The following is a 12207-nucleotide window of genomic DNA, read 5'->3' as shown; positions in this document are numbered from 1 at the left end:
AGATATTTTACGGGATGAAGATACATGAAAAATACATAAAACGCTGTATAGAAATAGCCAAAAACGGTTTAGGAACAACGAGACCTAACCCCATGGTAGGCGCAGTTATTGTAAAAGACAATAAAATTATTGGCGAAGGTTTTACAAGTCCTTATGGCGGTAGTCATGCCGAGGTAAATGCCATAAACTCGGTTACAGATAAAAACCTGCTCGAGGAAGCTACTATTTATGTAACACTCGAACCATGTTCGCATTATGGTAAAACACCACCATGTAGCGATTTAATTATACATCACAACATTCCAAATGTTGTTATAGGTTGTATTGACGATAACGAAAAAGTAGCAGGAAAAGGCATAAAAAAACTCATGGAAGCGGGCTGTAATGTTACTGTTGGTGTGTTGGAAGCCGAATGTAAATCGTTACACAAAAGATTCTTTACATTTCACAATAAAAAACGCCCGTACATTATTTTAAAATGGGCGCAAACTGCAGATGGCTTTATTGCGCCTAAAACAAAAAACGAGCAAAAACCTGTTTGGATTACAAATACCTTTTCCAGACAATTGGTACATAAATGGCGCGCCGAAGAACAAGCTATTCTAGTTGGCTACAACACAGTGCTAGCAGATAACCCTAGCTTAACAACCAGAGATTTCCTTGGACAAAATCCTATTAGAATTGTAATTGATAACAATAACAGTTTACCTAAAAATCTCAATATTTTTAACGCTGAAGCGGAAACAATTAGTTTGCAAGAAAACACCGCTAAGGCTATTTGTAACGAACTATTTAATGCAAATATTAATTCCGTTATAATTGAAGGCGGAAGTAAAATATTGCAAACCTTTATAAATGAAGGTCTCTGGGATGAAGCTAGAGTTTTTAAAGGCGCTGTTGTTTTTAATGAAGGTGTTGAAGCCCCTAAATTCAAAGGAGAATTAACTTCTAAGGAAATCATTGCAGGAGACATACTAGAAATATACCAAAACAAATAACTTTTTTTGATTAGCGAAGACACATACCAAACTATTAACAAACCAACAGAACCTGTTTTATTTAAAGATAAAAACAGCAAGTTTTTTGGGTATGCTTTTCCGGTTTTAACTGAAGATGACGTTAAACTTAATTTAGAAATCGTAAAAAAAGAACACCATTCGGCAAGACATTGGTGTTATGCTTACCAAATAGGCACCGAAAAAATACATTATCGTGCAAACGACGATGGCGAACCTAGCAATTCAGCAGGTATGCCCATTTACGGACAAATACAATCGTTTAACGTTACCAATATTTTAATAATAGTGGTTCGTTATTTTGGCGGCGTTAAATTAGGTGTTGGCGGATTAATTAATGCCTACCGACAAACTGCACAATTAGCATTAGAAAGCGCAACGGTTATTAAAAAAACTATAAATATTAATTACCTAATAACTTTCGATTATAAAAACATGAATGTGGTAATGCGCAGAATAAAAGAGCACCAAATAAATATTATTAACCAAAAACTAGAATTAAATTGCCAAATAACAATTTCTGTTAGAAAAACAGAATCTGAAAAAATATTTGAAATTTTTAATTCTATTTTCGAGGTAAAAATCAAAGCAATTTAAACTAATCTTCAATTAAATTTAAAACATAATCTGGAGCTTTAATTGGTCTCATAGTTTTCATACTAACAAAAACTAATGTTGTACTTGCTAAGGTCAATATTTCCCCCTTCTCATTGGTTATTTCGTAGTCAAATTCTATCTTAGAAGTTGGCCTATTTTTAAGCATGGTTTTAACCGTAATTAACTCGTCATAACCCGCCGATTTTTTATAATTTATATTTAAAGAAACAACAGGTAACATAATACCGTTATCTTCCATCGATTTGTAAGAAATCCCTAACTTTCTTAACCACTCAACCCTTCCCATTTCTAGATATAATGCATAATTCCCGTGGTATACCACTCCCATTTGGTCGGTTTCCCCATAACGCACTCTTATTTGTATTTTATCGAATTTCATACACAATTTTAAATATTTTTTCGTAGTTTACATCGCTGGTTAAACATGAGAAAAAAAATCTTAAAATTCAAGAGGTATTCATTTTTTTTTTTAGAATTTTGTTCACATATTTGCCTCGCTATTAACGGGGGGATTGAAATTTAATTTCGGTCATTCTTATCTTTAATAAAACCTAAAGAAATTTATAAAAAAAATGAGTAAAACTGCGAAATCGGTATGGAATAATTGTCTCCTTTTTATAAAAGATAATATTCAGCCTCAAGCATACAAAACATGGTTTGAACCCATAGTCGCAGTAAAACTCACAGATAACGCGCTGAGTATACAAGTACCAAGTAAATTCTTTTACGAGTGGCTTGAAGAGCACTATGTTAAAATTTTAAAAGTTGCGCTTACTAAAGAATTAGGTGAAACTGCCAAGTTAGTTTACATAATAAAAATGGAAAACACCTATGGCAATAAACAACCATTCACTGAAAAAATACCAAGTTCACATAGAACTGCGGTAAAATCTCAAGACGTAGACATTCCCTTGAATAATAAAAGTAGAGAGTTAAAAAATCCTTTTATTATTCCAGGTATTCGTAATGTAAAAATTGAATCGCAACTTAACCCAAATTACAGTTTTGAAAATTTTTTAGAAGGAGACTCTAACCGCTTAGCGAGAAGTGCAGGACTAGCTGTTGCCGCTAAACCAGGAGGAACATCGTTTAACCCTCTATTAATTTTTGGTAACGTTGGTTTAGGAAAAACCCATTTGGCTCATGCTATTGGAGTAGACATTAAAGACAAATATCCTGAAAAGACTGTATTATACATTTCTGCTGAAAAATTCACACAACAATATATTGAAGCTGTTAAAAAGAATAACCGTAACGACTTTATTCATTTTTATCAAATTATTGATGTTTTAATTATTGACGATGTTCAATTTTTATCAGGTAAAAGTGGCACACAAGATGTGTTTTTCCATATTTTTAATCACTTACACCAAAACGGTAAGCAAGTTGTTTTAACTAGTGATAAAGCTCCTGTAGACATGCAAGATATAGAACAACGCTTACTATCTCGCTTCAAATGGGGGTTATCCGCAGAATTACAAAATCCCGATTTTGAAACTCGAGTTTCTATATTAAAAAATAAATTATACAGAGATGGCGTAATTATGCCAGATGAAATTATAGATTACATTGCTAAAAATATTAAAAGTAATGTACGAGAACTTGAAGGAGCTATTATTTCATTAATTGCACAATCCTCATTTAATAAAAAAGAAGTTACTCTAGATTTAGCCCGTGTAATTGTTGAAAAATTTGTAAAAAACACCAAGCGAGAGGTTTCTATTGATTATATACAAAAAGTAGTTTCAGATTATTTTCAAATGGATGTAGAAACGTTACAATCTAAAACTCGTAAGCGACATATAGTACAAGCTAGACAATTAGCCATGTTTTTTGCAAAAAAGTTTACTAAAGCATCTTTAGCTAGTATTGGTTCTCAAATAGGAAAACGTGATCATGCAACTGTTTTACATGCTTGCAAAACGGTTGATAATTTATCTTCTACCGACAAGCAGTTTAAAAAGTATGTTGAAGACATAACCAAAAAACTATCTGTTTAAAATGACTAAAATTCTTATGGTTTGCTTGGGAAATATTTGTCGTTCTCCACTAGCCGAAGGTATTTTAAGAGAAAAATTATCTGATGACTTTATTGTTGATTCCGCAGGAACTTCAAATTATCATATAGGAGCAACACCAGATATCCGTTCTGTGGCTATAGCAAAAACAAATGGTTTAGATATTTCTAATTTACAAGGACGCCAATTTAAAGTTGAAGATTTTGATGCTTTCGATTTTATTTATGCTATGGATGATTCTAATTTTAAAAATGTTATAAAACTAGCTAGAAACGATGAAGATATTGCCAAAGTTTCTATGATTTTAAATGAAGTTTATCCTAACGAAAACTACAGCGTTCCAGATCCCTATTATGGTGGTGAAGATGGCTTTAAAAACGTTTACAATATGTTAGATGAAGCCTGCACAGCTATAGCAAATAAACTTGTTTAAATATGACAGCTCTAGGGCAATTATACTTAATTCCTACCACTTTAGGAGATAATAATCCTTTAGATGTTTTACCTATTACAGTAAAACATCTAATTGAAAACACAGACTATTTTATTGTTGAAAACACTAAAAGTGCACGTAGGTTTATAAAAAAAATATGCCCTGAAAAGTCACAACCCTCATTAATCCTTTTCGAATTAAATAAACGTACAGAAACAAGTGAATTACCTGATTTTTTAACACCTTGCCTAAACGGTAAAAACATAGGATTACTATCTGACGCAGGTTGCCCTGGTGTTGCAGATCCTGGAGCAGATATTGTAAAAATTGCACATCAAAAAAACATAAAAGTAAACCCTCTAGTTGGTCCATCGTCAATATTAATGGCCATGATGAGCTCTGGAATGAATGGACAGAGTTTTGCTTTTAATGGATATTTGCCTATCGATAAAAGCGAAAGAAAAAATGAAATAAAACGATTAGAACGTTTGTCGTTTGAACAAAACCAATCGCAATTATTCATTGAAACACCTTATAGAAATAACAAAATGTTAGAAGATTTAGCTAATTACCTAGATGCTAATACAAACATTTGTATTGCTTGCGACATCACCTTACCAACTGAATATATAAAAACTCAAACAGCAAGTTACTGGAAAAAAAATATGGTAGACCTTCATAAAAGACCTACCATATTTATTATTCACAAAAACTAACTAACTTTAAATCGCTTTTGCCACTTTATTCGGCTTTACAAACGATGTATCGTAACCAGAAAATCGTTTCATGTAATAATGCACTGTTGTACCATAACCATCTGCAAAATTATCAAGACCATAACTGCGTAAATATTTTTTCACGCTTCCTGGACCCGCTAAATGTGCTGCTGCTAAAATTCCAGATTCGGTTACTACAATACCATTAATACGTCTACCAACAAAATTCTTAATGTCACGACGTAAAATCCATTTGTTACGAGCTACATTAGCAATAAATGCTTTTTCCTGCAACTTAGGATTTTGTAAAAATTCATTAGGGTTGTTAATACCTATAAGTTTTAGTGTTCCTTCACCAAATTGATATTTCCCCAAATATCCAAAGGTATTAACTGAAAAATAATTTCCACCAGACTCTTTAAACGCAAGAGCTTCTTTAAAACCTACAAACGATTTTCCTAAATAAGGAGAAAATTCGTAGTTTTCTTGTTCGGTTGTAGCTAAAGCTAATACATCAGTATTATCTTCTACAGTGTAATTTAAGCTTAAACCCTTTGTTGAGTGTTTGCTTAAATCTGGTGTTTCGTTTGATTGAAACCCCAAGCTAACAAGTGTACAAATTGTAAGTACTATTGTAATAAAAATTGCAATATTTCTTACCATAAATTCTAAATTTTATAAAGATGTAAAATGATAATTAAACACCCTCTTAAATTTGAGCGTGCAAAGGTAGCGGTTTTTGAAATATCTGCAAAATTAATCGTTAAAAAATCAATTTTAATAGTAGAAGTGTCGAAATTTGACGTAGTTTTTATTAATTTCTAAAGTTGGAAATGGTATTTTTATCATATTTAAAACATCTAAAAGCGTGTTTATCCATTCAGAATTTGTGTTTATATTCTTTAAATTAAAGTCTAAACTAAAGTAAAATTGGCGATATCTTTTTACATCATTAAATTCATTTTCAACACCTCCTAACATATTATTACCACCATAACCTACAGCTACATTTAACCATTTAGGTAAAGCACTTTCTTTAAAAAATGATTTTAAATTAAAACTTAACCAATAAGTTTGCCCATTATAATCTTTAATAGTTTGCTCTAAATACGATGACCCTAATTTATCTGGACTTTGTTCTGCTAACTTAGTATGATGAAAAGAATATTTTAAACTTATGCGCTGCTCATTCCAAAGCAACTCTTGGCCAACATATAAACCAGTACCAGTGGCATTTGCTGCAATATCTCCCCATGAAAATCCCCATTCTTGTGAAAAACCATCTAAAACTTCTACGGCAGATAAAAAAGTAAAACCTAAAGTTGCACCATAAACCAATTGTTTAGTTTTATTAACGCCACTCCAATTTAATAATTGCGCACCATGCTTACCCATTTGATAAGCTGTAAAACTATGCCCCACCTTATCTAGTTGTAACCACTCTTTATTATCGTTTGTGGTATGAAACTTAGATTGCTCGTAATCGGCATACCAAAGCTGACTTAAACCTATTAGTGTAATGGTGGAAACAGCTGCTTCTGATATTAAAACTGTATTCCGTCTTGATTTATTTAAGGTATCACTAACCTTAAAGAATTTATTGAATTTAGATTGTGAACTTGCTAAAGTTGAAACTAAAAGAATTAATAATACATATTTACTGTATAAAATTTTCACTACCTAAGTATTCCTTGTGAAGACAAATAACGCTGATATTGTCTGGCGTTTGCATTATGCTGAGCAAGAGTTTTTGCAAATTTATGAAAGCCTAAACGTTTAGCATCGGCAGCAAAGTATAAATAGCTATGTTTTTCATAATTTAAAACAGCATTTATAGCAGATATATCTGGCATTGCAATTAATCCTGGTGGTAACCCCAAATTTTTGTAGGTATTGTAAGGCGAATCTATTTCTTTATGAACATTTAAAACACGCTTAATTACTGTATTTTTATATTTGGGTAATTGGTAAGCAGCAAATTTTAAAGTTGGATCTGCTTGTAAAGGCATACCTATTTTTAACCTATTTAAATATACTCCCGCTACTCTTGGCTGCTCACTTGATTGTTTTGATTCTTCGTAAACTATAGATGCTAAAGCAATAACCTGATTAGGATTTAAACCTATATCATTAGCTTTTTTTATTTTACTTTCTGTCCAGAAACGTTTATATTCCGTTAGCATTCTATCTCTAAACTTTTCTGCAGAAGTATTCCAGAAAAACTCATAAGTATTAGGTAAATACATACCCAATGCTGTTGCCATATTAAAATTATTTTCACTTAAAAAAGCCTCATTTTTCATAGCATTTAACAAAGATAAACTGTCTGCTTCAATTTGAGTTGCTACCCTACCTGCTAATTTTTCTAAGGTTTCTTGATTATTAAAAGATAATTTTATTGGTAAGTTTCTACTTCGTATGGAATTTATAATATCGTTATTATTCATTCCTTTTTTAATTTCGAAACGTCCTGCTTTAATATTTGAAATATATTTTTTTTGCTCTGCTAAAACATCAAATGAATTAATATCTAAAAGTAAAGGCTCTAACTGGTTCCTTACATCATTATAACTAGCGTTTGTAGGTACGTAAATATAAGCAGCTTCGTTATTAAACGCTGTATTAGGTTTCATCATGGCTTTGTAAACCATATTTGCAAAATATGCCGCAGCAACCAAACCAATTAAAGCTATAGCTACCAGAATTTTTTTAATGTACATTTACTTTTTTATTAACTGAAATAAATATTCGTTTTTATACTTACCGTTTATTTTTGTCCAATCTTTTTTAAGACCTACTTTTTTAAACCCTTGGTTAGTAAATAACTTTATACTAACCTCATTATCTTCTGTAATATTGCAATATAATTGATGTAAGCCTAAATGTGTAAAACAATAATTAACTAGTAATTTTAAAGCTTCACTGCCAACACCTTTATACCTATTATTAATATTTTTTACTAAAACGCCAATTCCTGCTCTACTGTTTTTAAAATCAAAATCAAAAATATCAATCAAACCTAAAGTCTTCTTTTCATAATTTGAAATTACTAAACGCAACTGTTTAACTTCATAAATATCTTTATGGGCGTGTTCTAAATATTGCTTTATTAAATATCTTGAATAAGGCGTTTGTGTGTTACTTACTTCCCAAATAGCTTCATCGTTTTCAATATCATAAATAAACTCTAAATCCTCTGGTTCCAGAGCTCTTAAATAAATATGTTCGCCTTTTAAGGTTATCATATTTCTCCTTTAAAAACAAAATTAGCTGGACCAATTAGCCAAACATTGTTGTATGAATTATTTTCAACATTAAAAGATACTTGTAACTTACCACCTTCAACATCTAAATCAATAGTATTTTTTTCAGTTTCACCAATATAATGCATAGCAATGGCAACAGCTGTAGCTCCTGTACCACATGACAATGTTTCGTCTTCTACCCCTCGTTCATATGTTCTTAACCTAAAATTAGAATCTGAAATTTTCTTTACGAAGTTAACATTACTTCCTTCCGAGTTATATGGCGCTCCGTATCTAATTTTAGCCCCAAGGTTTTTAATATCAAAATCTTCAATTTTATCTTCAAATTGCACATGGTGTGGCGATCCTGTGTTTAAAAACACATGCGTTTTATGATCTTCAACACTATCAACATCAAGCATTTGTAAGCTAACAACATCATTTTTAATGGTTGCATGATGAATTCCATCAATTGCTTCAAAAATTGCTTTATCTTTAATAACTCCCAAATGTTTAGCAAAAGCCACTAAACAACGTCCGCCATTTCCGCACATTGTGCTTTCATTTCCATCAGCATTATAATAGACCATTTTAAAGTCGTAATCTGAATGATTTTCTAAAAGTATAAGTCCGTCTGCTCCTATGCCAAAACGTCTGTCACACAGAAAAGCAACCTGTTTGGTATTATTTTTGTCGAATGTTTGTAAACGATTATCAATCATTACAAAATCGTTTCCCGTTCCTTGATATTTATAAAAAATTTGTGCCATAATAAGCAACAAATATATGAATATAAAACTGTTTTTATCACTGTTAAAAGTCGTTAAAAACCAAGTTAAAGTCCGTTAAAAGCGATTTAGGAACACAATAAACAGCTAATTTTATTCTTTATTAACAGAAATAAGTAATTATTCGTAAAAATGCACGAGTAATTTTATTAATTAAACTAAAATTTTTAATTTAAATAACATTATGAAAAAGGTTTTAACACTAGTATTAGTATCTGCATTAGGAGGTATTTTTACCTTAGGCTCTTACAAACTATTCATTGAAGAAAAACAACCTGTAGTTGTATCTGCAAACGAAAACAATCCGTCTTTTTTACCCACATCTAACTTAAATACGACAGCATACAATATTGAAGAAAAAGCAGATTTTACTCTAGCTGCTGAAAACACGGTTAACGCCGTTGTTCACGTAAAAAACGTAACTATAAGTAGTGGACAAATGAGCTTTCAAGATTTATTTATGGGAAGAAGCCCGCAACGCGCACAAATGGGAACAGGCTCTGGGGTTATTGTTAATGCAGATGGATATATTATTACAAACAACCATGTAATTAATAATTCAGACCAACTTACAGTTACACTAAACAATAACAAAACTTATGAGGCTGAAATTGTAGGGACAGACCCAAAAACCGATATCGCACTATTAAAAATTGAAGCTGAAGAAGAACTACCTTTTGTTACTTTTGCAGATTCTGATAATGCAAAAATTGGCGATTGGGTATTAGCCGTTGGCAACCCTTTTAATTTAACATCTACAGTTACTGCCGGAATTATTAGTGCTAAGGCAAGAAATTTAGATCCAACAGGAACTTATTTACAATCATTTATACAAACTGATGCAGCAGTTAACCCAGGCAATTCTGGTGGCGCTTTAGTGAATACCAATGGTGAATTGATTGGTATAAACACAGCTATCTCATCACAAACTGGTTCTTATGTTGGTTACTCTTTTGCTGTACCTAGTAACATTGCCAGACGTGTTATTGAAGATATTATGGAATATGGAAACGTACAAAATGGTATTTTAGGAATTAGTGGTGGTGCATTAAACAGTAAATTTGCAGACGAATTAGGCATTAACGATACCGAAGGTATTTATGTTGCTAGTACAGTTGAAGAATCTGGAGCCGAAAAAGCCGGTATTAAAAAAGGAGATATTATTAAAGAAATTGATAATATTAAGGTATCTAAATTTGCTGATTTAACAGGACATATTGGAGCGAAACGAGCTGGTGATGTAGTGTCATTAAAAATTTCTAGAGATGGCAACAGTAAAATTATTCCTGTAACTTTAACTAGAAACGAAACCTTTACAATGCCTTTGGTTGGCATGGTTAAAAATGCTAAAAAAGAAGATCTTAAAAAATTTAAAGCAGATCATGGCGTAAAAATTACTGAACTAGACGAGCAGTACGCATCATACTGGAAAAAGAATGGCGTAAAAGAAGGCTGTATTATTACAGCTATAAATGAAACAAAAATTAGCTCTATTGAAGATGTAAAAAATGCCATTAAAAATAAATCGCAATACGAACCACTACGAATTGAATTAATAAACACTAATGGTGAAAAAGAGCGTTATAACTTTAGATAGACTATTAACACCTTAATAAACAAAAAAGTGCAACCAAAATCGTTGCACTTTTTTGTTTATTGTATTTTAATTTTTAAAAACTACTTAGCTCCCCACTCTTTTAAAGATTCCTCATTCATTTTTACATAATCGGCGTTTCCTGCTTTTTTAGCACCTTCTAAAGATAGTCTAGCAGCTTCAATAGCGCCTTTTTTATCGCCAGCTTTAGCATAAATTAAAGCTTTACGCCTTAAAAACCAAAATGGTGTTTTGTCACCCGTTTTTTCAACAGCTTTATCTATCCATTCTTTAGCTTTATTAATATCTTTCCCTTCGTTTAAATAATATTGCGCTGCTAATTGATAATCGTTAGCACTAGGGCCAGCCATAACTGCTTCAATACTTTTTTCTACAGCTGCATCAGTTGGAACTCCAAGATTCACAGAAACATAAGTTTTTTCCCAAAGAAACTCCAAAGTTGCACTACTATTGCGCAAACTGTTTAAATCAATAGTAAACGTTTCTACATTAAATGGTATAGGATAAACTTTACCAGTAACCTTTAAAGCTACTTTATCTGCATCTAACTCTGCTGGCGCACCACCTGCATTATATTCAGTATAAAAAATAATGTCCCAACTGTCTTTATTAGGTACAGACAAAATTGCATAAGTTCCAGCCTTTAATGGTTGTTCTGCAATAGTTACATCTGTACTAAAGGTAATTTTAGTTCTAGCATTTGCTCCTGTACGCCAAAGTTTCCCGTAAGGCACTACATTACCAAAAATACTTCTGTCTTTTACTCCTGGCCTAGAATATTCTATAGTTACATCTGTTAAACCTACTTTTTGTTCTAGTTTACTAAACGGACTAGGAGCTGGCGTTTTAATTTGTGCATTGATTCCAATACTTAAAGCAATAGCAAGTATTACAAGTAATAGTTTTTTCATTTTTTAGTTCAATTTTAATGTTAAAGTATCTTTTATAAAATTACACATACACACGTGTTGCAAATGTTAATAAAACCCTAAAATATTTATTCAATAACTATTTTACAATTTCAATGGAATTAATTTTGTTTAACTTTAATTAAAATTAATTAAACAATTTGTATATTTGTATAAAATTAATGTTATGGCAAAAAAGAAAACAATAAATAAAAATGATATTATATCACTTTACATGGATTATGTTTTAGAGCATAATGAAAACCCTAAAACCATTTATGCTTTTTGTAAAGCCAATAGTTTTAATGAAAGTGATTTTTACAACTACTTTGCTTCATTTGAAGCGATTGAAAAAGGCGTTTTTGAAGCTTTTTACACCAACACAATAAATGTTTTAGACAAAAGTGATGATTACAAAACTTTTGATGCAAGAAATAAACTATTAAGTTTCTATTTCACGTTTTTCGAAATATTAACTAGCAATCGCAGTTACGTAGTTTATGTTTTAAACAATTACAAGAATAAAATGAAAGGCTTAAAAAAGCTAATGCCTTTAAAAAAACATTTTACGCACTACATACAAAACCTAAATATTGAAACTTTAGACCTCAAGCAGGAAAAACTTGAAAAATTAAAAAACAAAACCTTAGAGGAATCTGCTTGGGTACAACTTATTTTAACCATAGAGTTTTGGCTAAACGATACTTCTTCAGCTTTTGAAAAAACAGAAATTTTTATTGAAAAATCTGTTAACACTAGCTTTGATGTGTTAAACGTTTCGCCTTTAAAAAGCGTAGTAGATTTTGGTAAATTCTTGTATAAAGAAAAATTTCAATTTAACAACTAAAAC

At 31.3% G+C, this 12207-nt stretch carries 14 protein-coding genes; 7 read left to right on the top strand and 7 right to left on the bottom strand.

The features are described from left to right. The first annotated feature begins 14 nt into the window (after window positions 1-14). Both ribD and LG649_RS01345 read left to right on the top strand, forming a co-directional pair. A complete protein-coding gene (ribD, locus tag LG649_RS01350; protein WP_226540132.1) occupies window positions 15-998 on the top strand; it encodes a bifunctional diaminohydroxyphosphoribosylaminopyrimidine deaminase/5-amino-6-(5-phosphoribosylamino)uracil reductase RibD in 984 nt (327 codons plus the stop codon). A 6-nt stretch (window positions 999-1004) separates the two neighbouring features. Next, on the top strand, window positions 1005-1613 hold the full coding sequence (locus LG649_RS01345) for an IMPACT family protein (protein WP_226540131.1): 609 nt from the start codon (window positions 1005-1007) through the stop codon (window positions 1611-1613). Window position 1614: 1 nt separating this feature from the next. Here LG649_RS01345 and LG649_RS01340 read toward each other — a convergent pair whose 3' ends face one another. Beyond that, entirely contained in the window at window positions 1615-2013 is a 399-nt protein-coding gene (locus LG649_RS01340; protein WP_226540130.1) for an acyl-CoA thioesterase, read from the bottom strand. A 193-nt stretch (window positions 2014-2206) separates the two neighbouring features. On the opposite strand from LG649_RS01340, the gene dnaA reads away from it, so the two are divergent. From dnaA to LG649_RS01325, 3 genes are read left to right on the top strand one after another with little or no spacing between them, the layout of a single operon-like run. Continuing rightward, a complete protein-coding gene (dnaA, locus tag LG649_RS01335) occupies window positions 2207-3634 on the top strand; it encodes a chromosomal replication initiator protein DnaA (RefSeq protein WP_226540129.1) in 1428 nt (475 codons plus the stop codon). A 1-nt stretch (window position 3635) separates the two neighbouring features. Beyond that, window positions 3636-4085: a low molecular weight protein-tyrosine-phosphatase gene (locus LG649_RS01330; protein ID WP_226540128.1), complete on the top strand. Its 450-nt coding sequence runs from the start codon at window positions 3636-3638 to the stop codon at window positions 4083-4085. A 2-nt stretch (window positions 4086-4087) separates the two neighbouring features. Continuing rightward, window positions 4088-4801 (top strand): SAM-dependent methyltransferase, encoded by a 714-nt coding sequence (locus tag LG649_RS01325; protein ID WP_226540127.1) that lies wholly within the window; start codon window positions 4088-4090, stop codon window positions 4799-4801. Window positions 4802-4807: 6 nt separating this feature from the next. On the opposite strand, the gene LG649_RS01320 is transcribed toward LG649_RS01325, so the two are convergent. The 5 genes from LG649_RS01320 to dapF all read right to left on the bottom strand — a co-directional run bounded on the left by LG649_RS01320 (window position 4808) and on the right by dapF (window position 8816). After that, entirely contained in the window at window positions 4808-5464 is a 657-nt protein-coding gene (locus tag LG649_RS01320; protein ID WP_226540126.1) for a lysozyme family protein, read from the bottom strand. Window positions 5465-5578: 114 nt separating this feature from the next. Next, a complete protein-coding gene (locus LG649_RS01315) occupies window positions 5579-6478 on the bottom strand; it encodes a DUF2279 domain-containing protein (protein ID WP_226540125.1) in 900 nt (299 codons plus the stop codon). Further along, window positions 6478-7521: an endolytic transglycosylase MltG gene (gene mltG / locus LG649_RS01310; RefSeq protein WP_226540122.1), complete on the bottom strand. Its 1044-nt coding sequence runs from the start codon at window positions 7519-7521 to the stop codon at window positions 6478-6480. Before mltG ends, LG649_RS01315 begins: the two co-directional genes overlap by 1 nt. Next, the gene (locus LG649_RS01305; protein ID WP_226540120.1) at window positions 7522-8046 is read right to left on the bottom strand and encodes a GNAT family N-acetyltransferase; all 525 of its coding nucleotides are present in this window, start codon (window positions 8044-8046) and stop codon (window positions 7522-7524) included. Continuing rightward, window positions 8043-8816 (bottom strand): diaminopimelate epimerase, encoded by a 774-nt coding sequence (gene dapF / locus LG649_RS01300; RefSeq protein WP_226540119.1) that lies wholly within the window; start codon window positions 8814-8816, stop codon window positions 8043-8045. The genes LG649_RS01305 and dapF overlap by 4 nt, the downstream gene beginning before the upstream one ends. A gap of 202 nt (window positions 8817-9018) precedes the next feature. Between dapF and LG649_RS01295 the strand changes: the two genes are divergently transcribed. Further along, complete coding sequence (locus tag LG649_RS01295; protein ID WP_226540118.1) at window positions 9019-10431, top strand: trypsin-like peptidase domain-containing protein; 1413 nt, start codon at window positions 9019-9021, stop codon at window positions 10429-10431. Between the two features lie 80 nt (window positions 10432-10511). Here the strand turns inward: LG649_RS01295 and LG649_RS01290 are convergent, their stop codons facing one another. Further along, complete coding sequence (locus LG649_RS01290; RefSeq protein WP_226540117.1) at window positions 10512-11360, bottom strand: DUF2911 domain-containing protein; 849 nt, start codon at window positions 11358-11360, stop codon at window positions 10512-10514. A gap of 184 nt (window positions 11361-11544) precedes the next feature. Here LG649_RS01290 and LG649_RS01285 point away from each other — a divergent pair, with 184 nt between their 5' ends. Further along, window positions 11545-12204, top strand: a complete 660-nt coding sequence (locus tag LG649_RS01285; protein WP_226540116.1) for a TetR family transcriptional regulator C-terminal domain-containing protein — start codon at window positions 11545-11547, stop codon at window positions 12202-12204. The last annotated feature ends 3 nt before the right edge of the window (window positions 12205-12207 follow it).

The sequence above is a fragment of the Neotamlana laminarinivorans genome, assembly GCF_020523925.1.
Classification (GTDB): domain Bacteria; phylum Bacteroidota; class Bacteroidia; order Flavobacteriales; family Flavobacteriaceae; genus Neotamlana; species Neotamlana laminarinivorans.
Note: the sequence above shows the minus strand (reverse complement) of the source record. Positions and strands in the feature narration are given on the sequence as shown.

What these genes read in the sequence shown, in the direction of transcription:
- ribD (WP_226540132.1), top strand. Translation starts at nt 15, where the DNA reads ATGAAGATACATGAAAAATACATAAAACGCTGTATAGAAATAGCCAAA.
- LG649_RS01340 (WP_226540130.1), bottom strand. Translation starts at nt 2,013, where the DNA reads ATGAAATTCGATAAAATACAAATAAGAGTGCGTTATGGGGAAACCGAC.
- dnaA (WP_226540129.1), top strand. Translation starts at nt 2,207, where the DNA reads ATGAGTAAAACTGCGAAATCGGTATGGAATAATTGTCTCCTTTTTATA.
- LG649_RS01330 (WP_226540128.1), top strand. Translation starts at nt 3,636, where the DNA reads ATGACTAAAATTCTTATGGTTTGCTTGGGAAATATTTGTCGTTCTCCA.
- LG649_RS01325 (WP_226540127.1), top strand. Translation starts at nt 4,088, where the DNA reads ATGACAGCTCTAGGGCAATTATACTTAATTCCTACCACTTTAGGAGAT.
- LG649_RS01320 (WP_226540126.1), bottom strand. Translation starts at nt 5,464, where the DNA reads ATGGTAAGAAATATTGCAATTTTTATTACAATAGTACTTACAATTTGT.
- mltG (WP_226540122.1), bottom strand. Translation starts at nt 7,521, where the DNA reads ATGTACATTAAAAAAATTCTGGTAGCTATAGCTTTAATTGGTTTGGTT.
- LG649_RS01305 (WP_226540120.1), bottom strand. Translation starts at nt 8,046, where the DNA reads ATGATAACCTTAAAAGGCGAACATATTTATTTAAGAGCTCTGGAACCA.
- dapF (WP_226540119.1), bottom strand. Translation starts at nt 8,816, where the DNA reads ATGGCACAAATTTTTTATAAATATCAAGGAACGGGAAACGATTTTGTA.
- LG649_RS01295 (WP_226540118.1), top strand. Translation starts at nt 9,019, where the DNA reads ATGAAAAAGGTTTTAACACTAGTATTAGTATCTGCATTAGGAGGTATT.
- LG649_RS01290 (WP_226540117.1), bottom strand. Translation starts at nt 11,360, where the DNA reads ATGAAAAAACTATTACTTGTAATACTTGCTATTGCTTTAAGTATTGGA.
- LG649_RS01285 (WP_226540116.1), top strand. Translation starts at nt 11,545, where the DNA reads ATGGCAAAAAAGAAAACAATAAATAAAAATGATATTATATCACTTTAC.